This is a genomic window from Streptomyces sp. NPDC086549, assembly GCF_044746205.1.
Taxonomy (GTDB): domain Bacteria; phylum Actinomycetota; class Actinomycetes; order Streptomycetales; family Streptomycetaceae; genus Streptomyces.
The window spans coordinates 65,744-86,580 of record NZ_JBIVBS010000018.1; the positions used below are offsets into that span (position 1 = coordinate 65,744).

The 20,837-nt window shown below is 69.9% G+C and carries 15 protein-coding genes and 2 pseudogenes; 12 read left to right on the forward strand and 5 right to left on the reverse strand.

What is annotated here, in order from left to right:
- Positions 1–32: 32 nt before the first annotated feature.
- From ACIPSA_RS40440 to ACIPSA_RS40450, 3 genes are all read left to right on the forward strand, one after another.
- The gene (locus ACIPSA_RS40440) at positions 33–1,994 is read left to right on the forward strand and encodes an IucA/IucC family protein (RefSeq protein WP_402644387.1); all 1,962 of its coding nucleotides are present in this window, start codon (positions 33–35) and stop codon (positions 1,992–1,994) included.
- An 11-nt stretch (positions 1,995–2,005) separates the two neighbouring features.
- A complete protein-coding gene (locus tag ACIPSA_RS40445; protein ID WP_402644389.1) occupies positions 2,006–2,761 on the forward strand; it encodes a GNAT family N-acetyltransferase in 756 nt (251 codons plus the stop codon).
- Between the two features lie 210 nt (positions 2,762–2,971).
- Positions 2,972–4,948, forward strand: coding sequence for an ATP-dependent DNA helicase (locus tag ACIPSA_RS40450; RefSeq protein WP_402644392.1), 1,977 nt, complete (start codon positions 2,972–2,974; stop codon positions 4,946–4,948).
- A 228-nt stretch (positions 4,949–5,176) separates the two neighbouring features.
- Here ACIPSA_RS40450 and lexA read toward each other — a convergent pair whose 3' ends face one another.
- A complete protein-coding gene (gene lexA / locus ACIPSA_RS40455) occupies positions 5,177–5,956 on the reverse strand; it encodes a transcriptional repressor LexA (protein WP_402644395.1) in 780 nt (259 codons plus the stop codon).
- A gap of 564 nt (positions 5,957–6,520) precedes the next feature.
- Here lexA and nrdR point away from each other — a divergent pair.
- The 3 genes from nrdR to ACIPSA_RS40470 all read left to right on the forward strand — a co-directional run bounded on the left by nrdR (position 6,521) and on the right by ACIPSA_RS40470 (position 10,652).
- Positions 6,521–7,072: a transcriptional regulator NrdR gene (gene nrdR / locus ACIPSA_RS40460; protein ID WP_402644399.1), complete on the forward strand. Its 552-nt coding sequence runs from the start codon at positions 6,521–6,523 to the stop codon at positions 7,070–7,072.
- A 164-nt stretch (positions 7,073–7,236) separates the two neighbouring features.
- The gene (locus ACIPSA_RS40465; RefSeq protein WP_402644401.1) at positions 7,237–10,131 is read left to right on the forward strand and encodes a vitamin B12-dependent ribonucleotide reductase; all 2,895 of its coding nucleotides are present in this window, start codon (positions 7,237–7,239) and stop codon (positions 10,129–10,131) included.
- Positions 10,132–10,505: 374 nt separating this feature from the next.
- Complete coding sequence (locus ACIPSA_RS40470) at positions 10,506–10,652, forward strand: hypothetical protein (protein WP_402644403.1); 147 nt, start codon at positions 10,506–10,508, stop codon at positions 10,650–10,652.
- 3 nt (positions 10,653–10,655) lie between these two features.
- On the opposite strand, the gene ACIPSA_RS40475 is transcribed toward ACIPSA_RS40470, so the two are convergent.
- Positions 10,656–11,189, reverse strand: coding sequence for a TerD family protein (locus ACIPSA_RS40475; RefSeq protein ID WP_402644406.1), 534 nt, complete (start codon positions 11,187–11,189; stop codon positions 10,656–10,658).
- A gap of 151 nt (positions 11,190–11,340) precedes the next feature.
- Between ACIPSA_RS40475 and ACIPSA_RS40480 the strand changes: the two genes are divergently transcribed.
- From ACIPSA_RS40480 to ACIPSA_RS40490, 3 genes are all read left to right on the forward strand, one after another.
- Positions 11,341–11,946: a YdbC family protein gene (locus ACIPSA_RS40480; protein WP_402644408.1), complete on the forward strand. Its 606-nt coding sequence runs from the start codon at positions 11,341–11,343 to the stop codon at positions 11,944–11,946.
- Positions 11,947–12,065: 119 nt separating this feature from the next.
- The gene (locus tag ACIPSA_RS40485; protein WP_402644410.1) at positions 12,066–12,725 is read left to right on the forward strand and encodes a histidine phosphatase family protein; all 660 of its coding nucleotides are present in this window, start codon (positions 12,066–12,068) and stop codon (positions 12,723–12,725) included.
- Positions 12,726–12,737: 12 nt separating this feature from the next.
- Positions 12,738–13,643 carry an ADP-ribosylglycohydrolase family protein gene (locus tag ACIPSA_RS40490; protein ID WP_402644413.1) on the forward strand — a complete coding sequence of 302 codons (906 nt, stop codon included), beginning with the start codon at positions 12,738–12,740 and terminating at the stop codon, positions 13,641–13,643.
- Positions 13,644–14,752: 1,109 nt separating this feature from the next.
- Here ACIPSA_RS40490 and ACIPSA_RS40495 read toward each other — a convergent pair.
- Positions 14,753–15,029, reverse strand: a pseudogene (locus tag ACIPSA_RS40495) (winged helix-turn-helix transcriptional regulator); the annotation flags it as partial.
- Between the two features lie 292 nt (positions 15,030–15,321).
- Here ACIPSA_RS40495 and ACIPSA_RS40500 point away from each other — a divergent pair.
- The 3 genes and pseudogenes from ACIPSA_RS40500 (at position 15,322) to ACIPSA_RS40510 (ending at position 17,425) form a co-directional block, all read left to right on the forward strand.
- Positions 15,322–15,940: pseudogene (locus ACIPSA_RS40500) on the forward strand (TetR/AcrR family transcriptional regulator).
- Positions 15,941–16,022: 82 nt separating this feature from the next.
- On the forward strand, positions 16,023–16,724 hold the full coding sequence (locus ACIPSA_RS40505; RefSeq protein ID WP_402644414.1) for a ribonuclease HII: 702 nt from the start codon (positions 16,023–16,025) through the stop codon (positions 16,722–16,724).
- A 68-nt stretch (positions 16,725–16,792) separates the two neighbouring features.
- Positions 16,793–17,425 carry a hypothetical protein gene (locus ACIPSA_RS40510; protein WP_402644417.1) on the forward strand — a complete coding sequence of 211 codons (633 nt, stop codon included), beginning with the start codon at positions 16,793–16,795 and terminating at the stop codon, positions 17,423–17,425.
- Between the two features lie 305 nt (positions 17,426–17,730).
- On the opposite strand, the gene ACIPSA_RS40515 is transcribed toward ACIPSA_RS40510, so the two are convergent.
- On the reverse strand, positions 17,731–18,351 hold the full coding sequence (locus ACIPSA_RS40515) for a hypothetical protein (RefSeq protein ID WP_402644419.1): 621 nt from the start codon (positions 18,349–18,351) through the stop codon (positions 17,731–17,733).
- Between the two features lie 270 nt (positions 18,352–18,621).
- Positions 18,622–20,787, reverse strand: coding sequence for a RecQ family ATP-dependent DNA helicase (locus tag ACIPSA_RS40520; protein WP_402644422.1), 2,166 nt, complete (start codon positions 20,785–20,787; stop codon positions 18,622–18,624).
- Between the last annotated feature and the right edge of the window lie 50 nt (positions 20,788–20,837).

Genomic DNA, 20,837 nt, shown 5'->3' on the forward strand with positions numbered 1-20,837 from the left:
CCAGGAACCCCGAACGCCCAAAAGGAACAGTCTTGAACGCCACCCCCACCCCCAGCGGCCGTTCCCACACCCCCGGCCACGACGAATCCCCCGGCACCCAAACCCCGCCCCCACCGACGGCCGAGCCGGTACCCCAGCAGAAGCCCCGCATGTCGGAAGCCGAGCGCCCGCGAGGCACCGCCACCGATCTCCTGGAGCACCCCGCCCCGGACACCGCTGCCCAGGCCGCCGCCGCGGAGAACCTGCTCCGCTGCTGGGTGCGGGAAACGAACCGCGCCGTGCCCGACGCCGACACCGTCCGCATCCCGCTGCCCGCCAGCGGCACCTCGCTGACCGCCCCGGTCCGCTACTGGTCCCCGACAGGCTCGCACCGCTTCGGCCTTCCGCGCCTGGCCGACGCCCCCGCGGCCGCCCCACCGCTCGACGCGGTCACCCTCGCGGCACTGCTCGCCAGGGAGACGCCCAGCGGACCCGACTCCACTCCCACCGGCTCAGGGGCCGTCATCAGCGCCGACGGCGGAGAACTTGTCGCCCGGGTCGCCGACTCCGTCCGCCGTACAGCCACCTTCATCAGGGACCGGCGCGAGCGGCCCGCCGACGGCCCCGACCTCTTCCTCGCCGCCGAACAGGCACTCCTGCTCGGACACCCGCTCCACCCGACCCCGAAGAGCCGCGAGGGCCTGTCCGAGGCCGAAGCCCGCCTGTACTCACCTGAGCTCCGCGGCTCCTTCCCGCTGCACTGGATGGCTGTCGCCCCTTCCGTGCTCGCGGCCGACTCGGCCTGGACCGAGGGAGGCCGCCCTGTTCCGGCGGACCGGCTCATGGCACGGCTCGCCGGAGCCGGGCTGCCGCTGCCCGACGGATACGCCGTCCTGCCTGTGCACCCCTGGCAGTCCCGCGAGATCCGGCACCGTGACGACACTGCTGCACTCCTCGACGCCGGACTGCTCCGTGAAATCGGCCCCCACGGCTCACTGTGGCATCCCACCTCCTCCGTACGCACCGTTCACCGGTCCGGCGTCCCCGCGATGCTCAAGCTGTCGCTGGGCCTGCGGATCACCAACTCCCGCCGCGAGAACCTCCGCAAGGAACTGCACCGCGGCGTCGAGGTGCACCGCCTGCTGCGGGCCGGCCTGTCCAAGGCATGGCAGGCCGCTCACCCCGGCTTCGACATCGTCCGGGACCCGGCCTGGCTGGCCGTCGACGGTCCGGACGGCCGGCCCGTGCCCGGACTCGACGTGATGATCCGCCACAACCCGTTCGCCCCGTCCGACGACGTCTCCTGCATCGCCGGTCTCGTCTCGCCTCGGCCCCACTGCGCACCGGTCGGCGTCGAAGACCCTGTGCCGACGGGATCAGTGCTCCTCCGGTCCCGCCTCGCGCATGTCGTCACACGGCTCGCCGAGCGGACCGGCCGACCTCGTGGAGCCGTCGCCGCGGAGTGGTTCCTCCGCTATCTGGAGCACGTCGTGCGTCCCGTGCTCTGGCTGGACAGCGAGGCCGGCATCGCCCTGGAAGCGCACCAGCAGAACACCCTGCTCCTCCTGGACGGCGAAGGCTGGCCCGCGGGCGGCCGCTACCGCGACAACCAGGGCTACTACTTCCGCGAGTCCCGGCGCACCGAACTCGACGCCCGACTGCCCGGCATCGGGGAGCACAGCGACACCTTCGTCTCCGACGAGGTCACCGACGAACGCTTCGTGTACTACCTCGCCATCAACAACGTGTTCGGTCTGATCGGTGCGTTCGGCTCCCAGCGCCTCGCCGACGAACGGCTGCTGCTCGCCGCCTTCCGCCGCTTCCTCGCCGGTGTCGCCTCGGGGCCCGCTCCGCTGCGCACTTCCTTGCCGGCCCGGCTGCTCGACTCGTCTGTCCTGCGCTGCAAGGCCAATCTGCTGACCCGGCTGCACGGCCTCGACGAACTCGTCGGCCCGGTCGACACCCAGTCCGTCTACGTCACCATCGCCAACCCCCTTCACTCACTGGTCTCCTGAGAGGAGCCGCCGTGCCTCCCATCGACGCGAGCGCCGACGCCGGCCCTGTCCCCGTTCACTCCGGCTGCTCCGGTCCCGGTGGGGACAGCGAGGACACACTGGATCTCCGGCTCCCCGACGAATTCCTAGCCCTTGTCGCAGGGGAGGCAGTGGACAGTCCCGTCCCGGCGGACGGCCGGTTCACCGCCGCGGACGACGACCTGCTGGACCACGTCGGCGACTGGGGCCCGCTCGTCACGCCCGTAGGCCCGTTCCAGCTGGTCCCGGTCCGTCTCGACCGCGACCTTCCACTCATCGGCGGATGGATGAACGACCCCGCCGTCGCCGCGTTCTGGGAGCTGGCCGGATCTCCCGCCCAGACCGAGGACCATCTACGGTCTCAACTCACCGGCGACGGGCGCAGTGTCCCGTGCGTCGGCGTGCTGGACGGCACCCCGATGAGCTACTGGGAGATCTACCGGGCGGACCTGGACCCGCTCGCCCGCCACTATCCGGCCCGACCGCACGACACCGGTCTCCATCTCCTCATCGGCGGCGTCGCCGACCGTGGGCGGGGACTGGGATCCGCCCTGCTCAGAGCCGTAGCCGACCTCGTACTCGACCGTCGCCCCGCCTGTGCGCGCGTCATCGCGGAGCCCGATCTTCGCAACACTCCCTCCGTGGCCGCTTTCCTGAGCGCGGGATTCCGGTTCGCGGCCGAGGTCGACCTGCCCGCCAAGCGGGCCGCCCTCATGATCCGGGACCGGTCCCTGCGCCACCTGCTGTAGCACTGCGTGACATTGCCGTCGCATGTAGTACGCACGGCGACCCGGCTGGGTTCCCACGCGGCCCACACGAATTTCGCCGTGACCCCATTCCGCGTCCCCGTCCCGCATTCCGTGTCCCCGTCCCGCCCGAGGAGCCCCGGCCGTGATCCCACCCCTGGTCCCAGCGTTGATCACCCGTTTGTCAGTGCCGGGCCGTAGGGTGGTCGCGCTATGACGAAGCCCTCACTCCCCGAACTCCTGCACGCCGCCGTCACAGCCGTCGGCGGTACGGAGCGCCCCGGCCAGGTGACCATGGCCGAAGCGGTCGCCGAGGTGATCGACGACGGATCCCACCTACTGGTCCAGGCCGGCACCGGCACCGGAAAGTCGCTCGGCTATCTCGTGCCCGCGCTCACGCACGGGGAGCGCGTCGTCGTGGCGACGGCCACCCTCGCCCTGCAGCGCCAGCTCGTGGAGCGCGACCTGCCGCGCACCGTCGACGCTCTGCACCCGCTGCTGCGCCGCCGCCCGGAGTTCGCGATGCTCAAAGGCCGGTCGAACTACCTGTGCCTGCACCGACTCCACGAGGGCGTGCCCCAGGACGAGGAGGAGGGCCTCTTCGACCAGTTCGAGGCGGCCGCACCCACCAGCAAGCTGGGCCAGGACCTGCTGCGGCTGCGTGACTGGGCGGACGAGACCGAGAGCGGTGACCGCGACGACCTCACGCCGGGCGTCTCCGACCGAGCCTGGGCTCAGGTGTCGGTGTCGTCCCGTGAGTGCCTGGGCGCCTCGAAGTGCGCGTACGGCGCCGAGTGCTTCGCCGAGATGGCCCGCGAGCGCGCCAAGCTGGCCGAGGTCGTCGTCACCAACCACGCCCTGCTCGCGATCGACGCCATCGAGGGCGCCCCGGTGCTGCCGCAGCACGAGGTGCTGATCGTGGACGAGGCTCACGAACTGGTCTCGCGCGTCACCGGCGTCGCGACCGGCGAGCTCACGCCCGGCCAGGTCAACCGCGCCGTGCGCCGTGCGGCGAAGCTGGTCGACGAGAAGGCCGCCGACCAGCTCCAGACTGCCGCCGAGGGCTTCGAGCGGTTGATGGAGCTGGCCCTGCCGGGTCGTCTGGAGGAGGTTCCGGAGGACCTGGGCTATGCCCTGATGGCGCTCCGGGATGCCGCCCGTACCGTCATTTCCGCGATCGGCGCGACCCGCGACAAGTCCGTTCAGGACGAGGACGCGGTCCGCAAGCAGGCGCTGGCCTCGGTGGAGACGGTGCACGACGTGGCGGAGCGCGTCGTGAACGGCTCGGAGTACGACGTCGTCTGGTACGAGCGGCACGATCGCTTCGGCGCCTCGCTGCGTGTCGCCCCCATGTCCGTCTCCGGCCTCCTCAGGGAGAAGCTCTTCGCGGACCGTTCCGTCGTCCTCACCTCCGCGACGCTCAAGCTCGGCGGTGACTTCAACGGGGTGGGTGCCTCCCTGGGGCTGGCTCCCGAGGGTACGGAGGGCGAGGACCTCCCGCAGTGGAAGGGCGTCGACGTCGGCTCGCCCTTCGACTACCCCAAGCAGGGAATCCTGTACGTCGCCAAGCATCTGTCGCGTCCGGCGCGCGACGGTGACCGCGCCGACATGCTCGACGAGCTGACCGAGCTCATTCAGGCAGCCGGCGGCCGCACGCTCGGCCTGTTCTCCTCGATGCGTGCCGCCCAGCTCGCCGCCGAGGAACTGCGCTCCCGGATTCCCGAGTTCCCGATCCTGCTCCAGGGCGAGGAAACCCTCGGCGAGCTGATCAAGAACTTCGCCGCGGACCCGAAGACCTGCCTCTTCGGCACGCTCTCGCTCTGGCAGGGAGTCGACGTTCCCGGCCCCAGCTGCCAGCTCGTCGTCATGGACAAGATCCCGTTCCCGCGCCCCGACGACCCGCTGATGAGCGCCCGTCAAAAGGCGGTGGAGGACGCCGGCGGCAACGGCTTCATGGCGGTCGCGGCCACGCACGCGGCACTTCTCATGGCCCAGGGCGCCGGGCGTCTCGTACGCGCGTCCGGGGACCGGGGTGTGGTCGCGGTGCTGGACCAGCGGTTGGCCACCGCGCGGTACGGCGGCTATCTCAAGGCGTCACTGCCCGGCTTCTGGTACACCACGGACCGTAACCAGGTGCGGAAGTCGCTGGCCGCGATCGACGCGGCGGCGAAGCAGACGGAAGCGGAGTGATCGCGGGGTAGCCTGTCCCGGCGCCGGGACAGGCTACCCCGCGATGTCCAGCCGGCAGGGAGCAGGGAGCAGGGCCGGTTGTGCGAGCGGCCCGTGCGCAGGGCGCACGATAAAAGCAGATCCCCGAAGCAGATCCCCGAGGCAGGACAAAACAGGGCCCCGGAACCGGCGCAGGGGTTCCGGGGCCCGGTCAGTGGGCGAGCCTCTTGTGCTCGCCCGCCGCAGCCGTCACACGCGGCGCAGCACCGCGACGACCTTCCCGAGGATGGTCGCGTCGTCGCCGGGGATCGGCTCGTACGCAGAGTTGTGCGGGAGGAGCCAGACGTGGCCGTCCTCGCGCTTGAAGCGCTTGACGGTGGCCTCGCCGTCGAGCATGGCGGCCACGATGTCACCGTTCTCGGCGACCGGCTGCCGGCGGACGGTGACCCAGTCGCCGTCGCAGATCGCGGCCTCGATCATGGAGTCTCCGACGACCTTCAGGACGAAGAGCTCGCCGTCACCGACCAGCTGCCGGGGCAGCGGGAAGACGTCCTCGACCGACTCCTCCGCGAGGATCGGCCCACCGGCAGCGATGCGGCCGACCAGTGGGACGTACGAGGCGGCGGGCTTGCCCGCGGTGTCCGTCGGCTGCACCGTCACCGTCTGGTCCGAGCCGCGCACCTCGTACGCGCGCGGGCGGTGCGGGTCGCGGCGCAGGAAGCCCTTGCGCTCCAGCGCCATGAGCTGGTGCGCGACCGAGGAGGTACTGGAGAGACCGACGGCCTGGCCGATCTCCCGCATCGACGGCGGGTAACCGCGCCGCTGCACGGAATCCCTGATGACTTCGATCACCCGGCGCTGTCGGTCGGTGAGCCCCGAGCTGTCCGCCCGGATGCCTGGAGGTCGGCCCGGCAGGGAGCGCTTGTGCCCCTCAGGATTCGTGGCTTCGTTCATCGCGTGCACCGTGTCGAGTCGCCCCTGGGAGCGGTCCTGGGCGGTGATGGTGGCACTGTCTGCGGTGGTGGTCACGTCGGCCCCTCTCGATGGTCTCCCTGCTGGACAACGGTAGTTGCTTTCGAAAGGTTGCGCCAAACACACGTTCGAGTGAAAAACCGCGATTCTCCTGACGCGATCACGTGTCTGGGTGTATGGCTACCGTGGCACCTGGCGGACAAAAGGGTCCATTGTCGTACTCTTCGCCGCCGGGGTGATGACCTCGTGGGCTGCTTCCCAAGTCTGCCATCCGGAACCCCGTCAACCGGGAACCGGTCCCCTTCTGTGCCGGAGTCCTGTGCGTCCTCCGTGCGGCGCCCACGGTATCTCCGTAAGTGCCGCATCGGTACGTACGCGCGCGTGTGTGTTCCGTGAGTGTCCTGTCCGACTTGTGGTGCGGATCCGTGTCCGTGCGACACGCGTGCACGGTCGGTGTATCGGCCAATCCCCACATCTAGTGGTTGGATTGCTACGGCAGCCCACAAGTTGTGGTCCCCCGGGTCTTCGAGGCCTCTGGGATCGCCTATGCTTGGGGCTGCTTCGAGGGGTCCGAGAGGTCTCCTGGGGCTGTTTAGTCTGCTGTGAGGAGGGTTGGAGATCATGCACTGCCCCTTCTGCAGGCACCCCGACAGCCGTGTGGTCGACAGTCGTACGACCGACGACGGCACGTCGATCCGCAGGCGCCGCCAGTGTCCGGACTGCTCCCGTCGTTTCACGACCGTGGAGACGTGCTCGCTCATGGTGGTCAAGCGGTCCGGAGTCACCGAGCCTTTCAGCCGTACCAAGGTCATCAATGGTGTGCGCAAGGCATGCCAGGGGCGGCCTGTCACCGAGGACGCGCTCGCCCAGCTCGGCCAGCGGGTCGAGGAGGCGGTGCGGGCCACCGGGAGTGCCGAGCTGACCACCCACGACGTGGGGCTGGCCATACTCGGCCCGTTGCAGGAGCTCGACCTCGTCGCCTTTCTGCGATTCGCCTCGGTCTACCGGGCGTTCGACTCGCTGGAGGACTTCGAGGCCGCCATCGCGGAGCTCAGGGAGACGAGGCGAGGCGCCGCCGTGGACGACGAAGACGCGGGAGCGGGGAGCCGGGAAGACGACCGCGGGCTCGGAGGGACCGGTCAGGTTCCGGTGCCCGCCCACGCCGCCGACTGACCGGCGGACCGGAGCCGGGCGGAGGCCCCGGATCCGGCCGGACGGCGGCGATCCAAGACCTGTTGCGGGCGGCAGCGTGAGGGTGCCCGCAACACATGACAGAACACCGTGTCACGGGAACATCGTGGCACTTCAGGGCGTTTCAGCCCGTACAGGGAGGCGGCATGACAGAGACGGCGAGCGGTCCGGCACGAGGTTCCCGATCCAAGGGCGCCAAGGCCACCAAGGGACTGCGTATCGAGCGCATCCACACCACCCCCGGCGTACACCCGTACGACGAGGTGAGCTGGGAGCGCCGTGACGTCGTCATGACCAACTGGCGCGACGGCTCGATCAACTTCGAGCAGCGTGGCGTCGAGTTCCCCGACTTCTGGTCGGTGAACGCGGTCAACATCGTCACCAGCAAGTACTTCCGCGGCGCCGTCGGCACCCCGCAGCGCGAGGTCAGCCTCAAGCAGCTGATCGACCGCATCGTGAAGACGTACCGGAAGGCCGGCGAGGACTACAAGTACTTCTCCTCGCCCGCCGACGCCGAGATCTTCGAGCACGAGCTGGCATACGCCCTCCTGCACCAGATCTTCAGCTTCAACAGCCCCGTGTGGTTCAACGTGGGCACCCCGCAGCCCCAGCAGGTCTCCGCCTGCTTCATCCTGTCCGTCGACGACTCCATGGAGTCGATCCTCGACTGGTACAAGGAAGAGGGCATGATCTTCAAGGGCGGCTCCGGCGCCGGCCTGAACCTCTCCCGGATCCGCTCCTCCAAGGAGCTCCTCTCCTCCGGCGGCAACGCCTCCGGTCCCGTCTCCTTCATGCGCGGCGCCGACGCCTCGGCAGGAACGATCAAGTCGGGCGGCGCCACCCGCCGCGCCGCCAAGATGGTCATCCTCGACGTCGACCACCCCGACATCGAGGACTTCATCGAGACCAAGGTCAAGGAGGAGGAGAAGATCCGCGCCCTCCGTGACGCGGGCTTCGACATGGACCTGGGCGGCGATGACATCACGTCCGTCCAGTACCAGAACGCCAACAACTCGGTCCGTGTGAACGACGAGTTCATGAAGGCGGTCGAGCAGGGCGGCAAGTTCGGCCTCCGCGCGCGGATGACCGGCGAGGTCATCGAAGAGGTCGAGGCCAAGGCGCTCTTCCGCAAGATGGCCGAGGCCGCCTGGGCCTGTGCCGACCCGGGCATCCAGTACGACGACACGATCAACCACTGGCACACGTGCCCGGAGTCCGGCCGGATCAACGGCTCGAACCCGTGCAGCGAGTACATGCACCTGGACAACACGTCCTGCAACCTCGCCTCGCTGAACCTGATGAAGTTCCTGAAGGACGACGGCAAGGGCACCCAGTCCTTCGACGTCGAGCGCTTCGCCAAGGTCGTCGAGCTCGTCATCACCGCGATGGACATCTCCATCTGCTTCGCCGACTTCCCGACCCAGAAGATCGGCGAGAACACGCGCGCGTTCCGCCAGCTCGGCATCGGCTACGCCAACCTCGGCGCCCTGCTGATGGCGACCGGCCACGCGTACGACTCCGACGGCGGCCGTGCCCTCGCCGGTGCGATCACCTCCCTGATGACCGGCACGTCGTACAAGCGCTCCGCCGAACTCGCCGCGGTCGTCGGCGCGTACGACGGATACGCCCGCAACGCCGACGCCCACAAGCGCGTCATGAAGCAGCACGCCGACGCCAACGGCACGGCCGTCCGCATGGACGACCTGGACACGCCGATCTGGGCCGCCGCCACGGAGGCCTGGCAGGACGTCGTCCGCCTCGGCGAGCAGAACGGTTTCCGTAACTCCCAGGCGTCCGTCATCGCCCCGACCGGGACCATCGGTCTGGCGATGTCCTGCGACACCACCGGCCTGGAGCCCGACCTCGCCCTGGTCAAGTTCAAGAAGCTGGTCGGCGGCGGCTCGATGCAGATCGTCAACGGCACCGTTCCGCAGGCCCTGCGCCGCCTGGGCTACCAGGAGGAGCAGATCGAGGCGATCGTCGCCCACATCGCCGAGCACGGCAATGTGATCGACGCCCCCAGCCTCAAGACCGAGCACTACGAGGTCTTCGACTGCGCCATGGGCGAGCGCTCCATCTCCGCGATGGGCCACGTCCGCATGATGGCCGCGATCCAGCCGTGGATCTCCGGCGCCCTCTCCAAGACGGTCAACCTCCCCGAGACCGCCACCGTCGAGGACGTCGAGGAGGTCTACTTCGAGGCCTGGAAGATGGGCGTCAAGGCGCTCGCGATCTACCGCGACAACTGCAAGGTCGGCCAGCCGCTCTCCGCCAAGACCAAGGAGAAGGAGAAGGCCGAGATCACGGAGAAGGCCGAGGCGGCCATCCGCGAGACGGTCGAGAAGGTCGTCGAGTACCGCCCGGTCCGCAAGCGCCTCCCGAAGGGACGCCCCGGCATCACCACGTCGTTCACCGTCGGCGGCGCCGAGGGGTACATGACCGCCAACTCCTACCCGGACGACGGTCTGGGCGAGGTCTTCCTGAAGATGTCCAAGCAGGGCTCGACCCTCGCGGGCATGATGGACGCCTTCTCCATCGCCGTCTCCGTCGGCCTCCAGTACGGCGTGCCCCTGGAGACGTACGTCTCGAAGTTCACGAACATGCGCTTCGAGCCGGCCGGCATGACGGACGACCCGGACGTGCGGATGGCCCAGTCGATCGTCGACTACATCTTCCGCCGCCTCGCGCTGGACTTCCTGCCCTTCGAGACGCGCTCCGCGCTCGGCATCCACTCCGCCGAGGAGCGCCAGCGCCACCTGGAGACGGGTTCGTACGAGCCCGCCGACGACGAGGTCGACGTCGAGGGCCTGGCCCAGTCGGCGCCGCGCGCCCAGGAGCTGAAGGCCGTCGCCATCCCGAAGGCCGAGTCCGAGGTGGCCCAGCCCGCCCCGAGGCAGGCCCACACCAGCGCCGAGCTGGTGGAGATGCAGCTGGGCATCCAGGCCGACGCCCCGCTGTGCTTCTCCTGCGGTACGAAGATGCAGCGGGCCGGCTCCTGCTACATCTGCGAGGGCTGCGGCTCTACCAGCGGTTGCAGCTGATTTAGGGCACCCCCGGGGTGTGAACCTCGTGGTCAGGGCGGTGGAGCCGGTTTCTGGGCTCCACCGCCCTCGGCGTCCGTGCCGCCTCGCTGAGAATCGAGTCTTCCGTCCACCGGTGAGCGAGACACCCGGCACTGGACTGCCCGGAACCTTGACCACGCTGTTCCGCCACGCGCTCGGGCAGCATCAGCAGACGCCTGCCACGCCCCTACCGCGTGACGGCGAGCCGTACCCCGACGAGGAACGGCGCCGACACGAACCGTGCCCGAAGGCTCCGCGAGACCGAAAGCTCGTGGGAATCGACGTCGACCGGATTCTCGACGAGCACTTCGCCGACCCGAGGACCATGCCGAGCGCGCTGAGCGGCCGCCTTCGTGGCACTGCGCATGCTCTACGTCCTGACACACCGCGGCGTCAGCAGACGCAACACGGACGAGTCACCGCAGATGCCCACCCACCGGGAATCGGTCCTCGACGCGTCGGCGCGGACGCTCGTGATCGTCGCCCCCTGCACGGGATGACCGTCAGGGCTGGTGCGCCCTGCCCATGTGCCGGGTGAAGGTCGCGGGGTCGTCCTCGAAGCCGTACATGCCGGGGTGGAAGGTCCACCCGCCGGACTCGTCGCGTACGAACTCCGCGACGGTCGCCGCCGTCGCCCCGAGGACGGAGCCGAAGTCGTCCTGGGCCAGGACGTTGTAGCCCTCCCGGATGCGCACGGACGGACTCAGAACGTTGACGAAGGTCCGGTCCGCCTGGCGCTGCTGGATGACGACGCCGACCACCACGCGCGCGTACCGGCTGTCGAGCCGGTCGAGTTCCAGCGTCATGACCTCGTCCCAGCCGAAGCCCTTGCCGTCCTTGCTGTCCCGGTTGAGATAGATCGTGCCGTCGGGTGAGCGGCTGTCGAAGTGCACCAGATAGGCCGGTGCCCCGTACGGGTCGTTCGCGGCATACGGCGCGGCGACGATGTCCAGATCGGTGGGCGGCTGTCCCGCCGGACTCGGGTCCCACTTGAGTGCGATCTCGACCTTGCGGATCCCTTTGCTGAAGCCGTTCACCAGGCGTCCCCTTCCCCCTAGTGGCCCTCTGGCCCAACTCCTGGGCAGCCAAGGCACGTTGTCCATCGTGCCACGCGTGCGGGGGAGTGTGCGCGGATGATCTCCGCCGGAGCGTGACCGGCGCCACGCCCTATGGCCTTACGATGGCGCGGTGCTGGTCAAGTGGATTCGCTGCACCGTGGTGGACCGCCGCGGTTTCGAACGGGGGCAGCGAAAGTGGGCGGGGCTTCTGGGGGAGCCGGGGTTTCGGGGACAGGGCGGTGGCTGGAGCCGGCAGCGGCCGGGAGTGGCGCACATCTTCGCCTTCTGGGAGAGCCGTGCCTTCTACGACTCCTTCATGGCCCGCTCCCACGACCGGCTGGCGGCTTCCCAGTCCGGCACGTTCAAGGACGCCCAGGTCAAATTGTTCGAGTACCGGTTCGACGTGAAGACCGGATTCGAACCTCGGTTCACGGACTCCGACCTGATCCGCGTGGCCCTCTGCCGTGTCCATGAGGAGCGCGTCGAGCACTTCACGCTGATGCAGGAGAAGGTCTGGAACCCCGCGATGGCCGGCTCGCCCGGCATGATCCGGGGCATGTTCGGCGAGGCGCCGGAGCACGAGTTCCTCGTCCTGTCGATGTGGCGGGCGGCCGCCGAGCACGGCAAGTACCGCACCGAGCGGGTGGAACGCCTCGCCCTGCGGGCCCAGACGGAGGCGGACATCGCATCCCTGACGGGCGACATCGTGGAACTGGAACCGACCTGGACGGTTTGAAATCCGGACGCGTGAAATGTGTGCCCTTGCGGGGCCCGTGGGGCGGGTTTTGTGTGACGTACGCCGTATGCAGCTTGTACGAGTGCTCGATCGGCCGTCGATCGATCTAGGGTCTTGGCATGGCACGACCACGGCGCATCGTCCTTGTCCGGCACGGCGAATCAACGGGCAATGTTGATGACTCCGTCTACGAACGCGAACCCGACCACGCTCTGGCGCTGACCGAGCGGGGCTGGCGGCAGGCAGAGGAGACCGGCAAGAGGATCCGGGAGGTGTTCGGGCGGGAGCGGGTGAGCGTGTACGTCTCCCCGTACCGCCGCACACACGAGACCTTCCGGGCCTTCCACCTCAACCCCGACCTCATACGGGTGCGCGAGGAGCCGCGGCTGCGCGAGCAGGACTGGGGAAACTGGCAGGACCGCGATGACGTCCGCCTCCAGAAGGCCTACCGCGATGCTTACGGGCACTTCTTCTTCCGATTCCCCCAGGGAGAGTCCGGTGCGGATGTGTACGACCGGGTCGGCGGCTTCCTGGAGAGCCTGTTCCGCAGCTTCGAGGACCCCGACCATCCGCCGAACGTGCTGCTGGTGACGCACGGTCTCGCCATGCGGCTGTTCTGTATGCGCTGGTTCCACTGGACGGTCGCCGAATTCGAGTCGCTCTCGAATCCGGGGAACGCCGAGATGCGCATGCTCGTTCTCGGGGACGACGGCAAGTACACACTCGACCGGCCCTTCGAGCGCTGGCGGGACCCGGTGCCTCATTGGATCACCGGATAGAGTGGCAGGGCGATGACCGCTGACTCCTCTTCCCCCGGGCGCCTGGACCGCGCCCTGGCCAGCCTGCGTGGACTCGCGGTGGGGGACGCGCTGGGCTCGCAGTTCTTCGTTCCGGCGAACTACCCGCTGCTGAAGCGCCGCGAGCTGCCGCCCGGCTCCTGGCAGTGGACGGACGACACGGAGATGGCCTGCTCCGTGGTCGCCGTCCTGGCCGCCCACCACCGCATCGACCAGGACGCACTGGCGCTCTCGTTCGCCGAGCACCACGACTTCGACCGGGGCTACGGCCCGGCGGTCAACCGGCTGCTGCGGCTCGTACGGGAGGGCGGCGACTGGCGTGAGCTGGCCGCCGGGCTGTTCAATGGACAGGGGTCCTGGGGCAACGGCGCCGCGATGCGGATCGCGCCCCTGGGGGCCTGGTACGCGGACGACCCGGAGCAGGCGACCCACCAGGCGGAGATCTCGGCGTACCCCACGCACCAGCACCGCGAGGCCGTCGTCGGAGCCATGGCGGTCGCAGCGGCCGCCGCGCTCGCCGCCGCCCGCAGTGGCCCGCCCAGCGCCGAGGCGCTTCTCGACGGCGTCATCGCCCTGGTGCCGAAGAGCGCCGTCGGCGCGGGCCTGCGACGGGCTCGGGACATGCTCGACTATGCCGATGCCGGCACCGTCGCGGCCGTCCTGGGCTGTGGGCGGCGTACGACCGCCCATGACACCGTCCCCTTCGCCCTCTGGTCGGCCGCGCGGGCCCTGGGTGACTACGAGACGGCGTTCTGGACGACCTCCCAGGTCGGTGGGGACGTCGACACCACCTGCGCCATCGTGGGCGGCGTACTCGCGTCCGGCAAGGCCGGGACACCACCGGCCGAGTGGGTGGAGCGGACGGAGACCTTGCCGGAGTGGGTGGGCGCGAGCGCCTGACGCCGGCGGACGTCGCATCACCTTTGGAGACTCTCTGTGCGCGTCGGGAACTCTGCGTGACAGTCCGGTGTTGTCCTGTCATCAGCCGTGTGGCGAATGGGTGGGCACGGGTGAGAGGTCCCGCAGGTGGCAGGGGGTGTGGCGATGTCGTTGGTGTTGGTACTGGTGTCATTGGGGCCGTGATCAGGGGAAACGGCCTGGCCGCGGCTCTGGGAGCGTCTGGCTGGAGCGTCGGCCTCTACCTGCGGTTTCCTGGGAGTTCCCGGGCGTTTGTGCACTGGGTGTGCACGGGGTGAGGTGCCATCGGGTGTGTCTGCCGGCTGTGAACGGCGCGCGGGTAGGAGCCCGCGGCAGGGGCACGGAACATGGGGTCAGGAAGCCGAAGCTCTGCATGTCCGGCCCGACTGGGCGGGAGAGTACCGGCTCCGCCGCTGTCCGCGCCGCAACCACGTTCTGACCCCGACCGGACGGGGCCGCCCCGGCCGCGCCCGGGGCGGTAGCCGGGTCGCCAGCTCACCGACCACCCCACGCTGTTCGCGCTGCCCCCTTCCCGTGACGGGCGGCGCCCGACCCGGCCCCGGCCCGGCCGCCCGTCCCCCCCGTCCGCCCGGTACGCCGCCTCGACTCGGGTCTCGAACTCCTCGCGGGCAAAGGGCCACGCCAGGCACACTGTTCCGGCCATGGAATCCAATTCACCCAGATGTGGGTAGTTCACCGACCATGACAAAGCGCCGACGGTCGAGCGCCCGTTCCCCCAGACTGCCGAATCGCCTCACACTCCGACGACCGCATGTCAGGGCGGACTTTCCACTGCTTCGAGGGCCCATGCCCATTTGAAGCGTCATGCCAGCAGCACGGCAGCAGCGGAGCTCCTCTCGAGTGCCTCGCGGTTCGTGGGCGCACCGTTGATGAGGGCCTTGACGACGTCCTCCGTGACGGCATGCGCCCTGTTTCCCGGCGGATCCCGTTGATCACCTGCGGGCGGTCCCGCCACCGGTCAAACACCCACGACTCGCAAAGCAGTCACACCGACCGCATCCGACGCCGAGGACGACCCCTCTGGGTGCCCCGAGCCCATCGTCCCGGGCGCTCACGCACGGATGAGAGCGACCTCGTGGGGTCGCGTCGTACGCATGCCGCGCCTCGGCGACGACGGCACGGTGGGCGAGGGACCAGCCGACGAGTGCTTTGACGGTGGGGCAGGCCGGCCGCGGTCTCGGTCAGGCGGTAGTCAACCTGGGCCGGAATGGTCGGGTACACGGTGCGCAGTGTGAGGCCGTCGCGTTCGAGCCTGCGTACGGCGAGGGTGAGCATGCGCCGGGAGATGCCGACGACGGTGCGTTGGAGTTCACGGGAGCGGCGCGTCCCGCTGGCGAGTTCGACGATCCACCATGAGTTGGCAGGCCGCGATGACGGTGAGTGCGATGCCGGGATGTCCCTCCCGGCGGGCCGCTCCTGGTGTGTCGTCCTGTATCGGCTGAGAGGTTGTCACTATGGCTCCCCAGCACAGGCGTTAGTGAACGCAGGCGTCCACTGTCCGGTCAGCGGCAGTGGGTCTCCGACAGAGAACGCGAGCGTTCGCTTAGCTCGCCGTCGCGCGTCGCGTCCCCCGTAGTCGTCGCGCGATGTGTCCGCTGTTCCGGAATCCCCACTTCCCCTGCTCGCTGGAGAAACCCAGATAGTTACCTCGCGTTGGGCGGCCGCCCCCGCTCGGACGGCCTCCCTCCGCCGGCGTGGCGCCGTGCTCGAACGCGCGATTTTGGACGCCGCGCTGGAGCAGCTCGGTCGGCTGGAGCGGTCTCACGATGGAAGGTGTTGCCGCTGGTGCCCAGACCGGCAAGGCGGCCGTCTACCGCCGCCGACCGTCCAAGGAGGACCTCGTCGCCCACGCGCTCCAGGCCGGACTGCCCCGCCGGGCAGAGGTGCCCGACCTGGGGACCGTGCGCGAAGACCTGCTGGCTCTGTGTCGTCAGGCGCGTGAGGCGATGTTCTCTCGACCCGGTTTCGCTCTTCGTCTGGTCATTCACGAATGCGATCATCGGCAGGCTGAACGTTTCCATGGCGTGATCTTCGAAGGGGTCGTGGGGCCGACCATCAAGCTGCTATGCGAGATCGTCGCCCGAGGGATAGAGGCAGGAGAGGTTCGTCCGGATGCCGCGAACGGCTATGTCTTCGACGCTATTCCAGCGATGATGATGTGCCGGTCCAAGGTGTGCGGCAGCGAATTGAGTGATCGGGATCTCGAAGAGATGATCGACCAGCTGATGCTTGCGCTGCTACGGCCGGGCGGGGCCTGATCCCGGTCCGGACCGGCCCCGGGGCCGGTCCGGGAAACCGGGGTGTCGCTCGGCGATCCGGGCGGCGTACCCTAAGGGCGCCATGCCGTACGAACCACCTACTCACACCGTCGAGCGCTCCCTCCGCGCCACGACCGGAGCGAAGGTCATTGCCGGTGTCGACGAGGTGGGGCGCGGCGCCTGGGCCGGGCCCGTCACCGTCTGCGCGGCGGTCACCGGACTCCGTCGCGCGCCCGCGGGCCTCACCGACTCCAAGCTGCTCACCGTCAAGCGCCGCACGGAGCTTTCCGAGGCGCTGCGGACGTGGGTAACCGCCTACGCCCTGGGGCACGCCTCGCCGGAGGAGATCGACGACCTGGGGATGACGGCAGCGCTGCGGCTCGCCGCGGTGCGCGCCCTGGAGGCCTTGCCGGTCCGCCCCGACGGGGTGATCCTCGACGGGAAGCACGACTACCTAGGGGCCCCCTGGAAGGTCCGGACGGTGATCAAGGGTGACCGTTCCTGCGTGGCGGTGGCGGCGGCTTCGGTGATCGCCAAGGTCCAGCGCGACAAAATGATGGCCGAACTGGGTATCGACCATGCAGACTTCGGTTTTGCGGACAACGCCGGGTATCCGTCGCCGGTGCACAAGGCCGCACTGGAGGAGCGGGGCCCCACCCCGTACCACCGGTTGTCGTGGGCGTATCTTGATGCGCTGCCCCAGTGGCGGCACCTCAAGAAGGTCCGCAGCCGGGCGGATGGAAGCGTTCCGGAGATCGAGGGTCAGCTCGGCTTCGACTTCTGACGGTTCCGCTCGCACGGTTGTGTCACCCGGTCGAGCGAGTCGCACCAATGTTTGATAAAAATCAGCTCATGCCTCTCCTTCCCGAGGAGCCTCAGATTCACGAGAGTGCCCAGGGTCCCCGCGTCACTCCGGCCAGTGGCCGCACCGCGCCGACCCCCCGCCCCGTACCCGGCCCCCGCCCCGCGGCTCCGTCGCGCCCCGGTCGCCCCGGCCCTCTTCGGCCCACGCCGCCGGTGCAACGTACGCCGCGCGACTCGGCCGCTGCCAAGCCGGGCCCGTCGGGTCCGGCCGTTCCCGCCGCAACTGCGGCGACCCCGCAGATCCAGCTGATCCCGGCCTCTGTCGAGGGTGCCCTCGACGCCGCCGAGGAGGCAGTGGACCTGCTCCTGGACTCGGGCCGTGTCCCCGGTGACGTGCTGGTGATCACCACCGGTGAACAGCACCCGTGGGCCGACCACGAGCTGTCCTTCGGCGAAACCTCCTACTGGGCCCAGCACGACGCGGGCGACGACGTCTTCTACGCGGACGCCGCCGTGGCCTCGCGTGCCGCGTCCCGTCCCGTCGTCGTAGTCGCCGTCAACGGCGGTCCCGCCGGCGCTGCAGCGACCGCCCTCCCGCTGGCTCACTCCCGGGCCGGTGCCCTGCTGATCGTCTGCGGCGACCCGCAGCAGATCAACTCGCTGCTGGGCACGGGCGTCTGAGCCCTGTTCGGCACCTCCGGGAGCACCGGGGGTGACGAAGGCGCCGCCGCGGCGGCACCTGCACGGTGGGACCTTTGCCATGCCCGGATTCCGGCGGTGGCCGTTCCCACCGGGAGGCGGCCGCCGGACTGACGGTTGGCCGCGGGCAGAGTGGGGAGCGGCAACGCCGGTGCCAGGTCCGAGGAGCGGCAGCGACGGCTTGCTGTCGCACACCGGGTTCCGGGCTCCGGTCCCCCCCGACGGGCGTCGCGCGTCGGGGCTCGGTCGCGGAGCGCCCCAGGGCTTCCCGGCGGAGTCGGCGGTCCTCAGCGGGCCGCGGCGCGGCGCAGGACCTCCGACATGGCACCGCCGGTGCGGGGCGACAGAGGCGGGACGTCCGAACTGCCCCAGGGCTCAGGCGTCGAGTCCGTGCTCGGGCGGCGGCCCCCGCGGCCCTCGCCGAGCACCTGCCAGCCGTCATGCGTCAGCGTGATGTACGCCCCGCAGCGCAGCCCGTGCAGCGTGCAGGCGTCACGCAGCCCCCACATCCACGCGCCGTCCTCCTCCGTCCAACGCGCGTCCCCCTCGCGGCAGTAGACGAGCACGGCCGTGCGCACCGGTGTGCGGCGCCGCAGGTCGTGCGGAATGACCCGGCGCAACTGGTCCAATAGCGCGTTGCGGAACATCCAGCCGTCCGCCGGGGCGGGACGGCGGGCGAACGAGGCGCTCGCCAGCAGCCGTTCTTCCGTATCGAGGACAGCCACGATCGCGGTCGCCGGCCTGGGACGGTGCCGCGTGTGCAGCCCGCTGACGACCTCACGGGGATTGCGCAGAAGCGGGATACCGGCGGCGGCCCACTCGGCAGGCTCAAGCAGGCGACTGGTGGAAGCGGCGGACGCGGACGTTGACATCGAGGCCGCCGAGGACGGAGCGAATCCGAAGGTCACGTTCCTCCCTTCGGCTACGCGCCCATACAGCGGGCGGGGTCGGATTCGGGGGAGCGCGCACCGCAGCGAAGCCCTACCGGATCACGAGCGAGCCGTGCGGGGAGCGGACTTCAATTCTTGCTGTCGAACTTGGATGCGGCAACGAGCAATTGGGGCCACCGACTGTTATCTGGTGATGCGTGGCTTATATCCCTACCCTCTGGAGTGCCGCGCGACGCACGAGGCGTTCGAGCACGACACGTTCGTGCGCCGCCGGCGGACGGGGTGCGATCAGCCCTGCACAGCCAGCACCAGCGGCAACACTCCCTGTGCTCCGGACTTCCGGAGCAGGCGGGCAGCGACCGCCAGGGTCCAGCCTGTCTCCGTGTAGTCGTCCACGAGCAGGACGGGCCCCCGGGCCTCGGTGAGCGCGGTGGCGAGGGCAGGCGGAACGGTCAGCACGCCGTCCAGATCCTTCAGGCGCTGTGCGCTGTTGCTGCGGGAGCCCCGCGACGCGTGTCCCGCGTACTCCACGGAGCCCAGCAGCGGCAGTCGGCCGATCTCCGCGATGCGCGCGCCCAGGGAGTGGATCAGCTGTGGCCTGGTGCGCGAGGCGACAGTGACCACGCCCACCGGGCGGGGCAGCGCCCCTTCCGTGCCGGAAGCCCAGCCACCCGGACCCTTGGCCCAGTCGGCCAGCACGCCCACCACGGCCCTCGACACGTCGTCCGGCACGGGAGCGTCAGGCGCCTGGGGTGCGAGCAGCGGCCTCAGCCGGTTGCCCCAGCCGATGTCCGACAGTCGACCCAACGCCCTCCCCGCCGATGCCTGTTCAGCGGCCGGAATACGTCCCTTGAGATCGATACCGATCGCCGGCAGCCCCGTCGGCCACATGCGCCGGGGCTCCACTTCGACACCCGCGCGGCCCAGATCGGCGCGCGCGGCGTCCAGTGAGACCGCCGACGTGTCCACCGCGAAGCGTGCCCCGGCGCAGTTGTCGCAGCGGCCGCAGGGCTTGGCCCCCTCGTCGTCCAGCTGCCGCTGCAGGTATTCCATCCGGCAGCCGGCCGTGGACGCGTACTCGCGCATGGCCTGCTGCTCGGCCTTCCGCTGCCGTGCCACCCACGCGTACCGGTCGCCCTCGTACGTCCACGGCTGCCCGGTCGAGACCCAGCCGCCCTTGACCCGCCTGACGGCCCCGTCGACGTCGAGGACCTTCAGCATGGTCTCCAGACGTGAGCGGCGCAGCTCCACCTGAGGCTCGAGGGCAGGCAGGGACACGGGGCCGGCCGCCCGGGACAGGACGTCCAGGGTGCGGCGCACCAGGTCCTCGGAGGGGAAGGCGAGCGACGCGAAGTACTCCCAGATCGCCTCGTCCTCCTTGCCCGGCAGGAGGAGCACCTCGGCGTGCTCGACGCCGCGTCCGGCACGGCCGACCTGCTGGTAGTAGGCGATGGGGGAGGAGGGAGAGCCCAGGTGCACCACGAATCCGAGGTCGGGCTTGTCGAAGCCCATGCCGAGTGCGGAGGTGGCGATCAGCGCCTTGACCCGGTTGGCGAGCAGGTCGTCCTCGGCCTGCTGCCGGTCGGCGTTCTCCGTCTTCCCGGTGTACGAGGCGACGGCGTGTCCGCGCTGCCTGAGGAAGGCGGCGACCTCCTCGGCCGCGGCCACGGTGAGCGTGTAGACGATGCCGGAACCCGGCAGGTCGTCCAGATGGTCGGCGAGCCAGGCCATGCGGTGCGCGGCGTCGGGCAGCCGCACCACGCCCAGGCTCAGGCTCTCCCGGTCCAGCGGGCCGCGCAGCACCAGCGCGTCCGACGTGCCTCCGGTGCCGAGCTGCTCCGCGACATCGGCGGTCACGCGCGCGTTGGCCGTGGCCGTGGTGGCCAGCACGGGTACACCCGGCGGGAGGTCGGCGAGCATGGTGCGCAGCCGTCGGTAGTCGGGGCGGAAGTCGTGGCCCCAGTCGGAGATGCAGTGGGCCTCGTCCACGACGAGCAGTCCGGTCGCGGCGGCCAGTTTGGGCAGGACCTGGTCGCGGAAGTCGGGGTTGTTGAGGCGTTCCGGGCTGACGAGCAGGACGTCGACGTCGCCCGCCGCGATCTCTGCCTGGATGGCGTCCCACTCCTCGGTGTTGGAGGAGTTGATGGTCCGGGCGTGGATGCCGGCGCGGGCCGCGGACTCCACCTGGTTGCGCATCAGCGCGAGGAGCGGCGAGACGATGACGGTGGGGCCGCTGCCCCGGGCGCGCAGCAGCGAGGTCGCCACGAAGTAGACGGCGGACTTGCCCCATCCCGTGCGCTGGACGACCAGGGCCCGGCGCCGGTCGGCGACCAGTGCCTCGATCGCCCGCCACTGGTCCTCGCGCAGCCGGGCCACGCCCGTGGCGTCTCCGACGAGACGGGCGAGGACGGTGTCGGCCTGGGCCCGGAGGTCGGCGTTGCTCGTGTGCTCCATGCGTTCCATACAACATGACGGGACCGACATCCGGGCGGTCTGTGGATGGC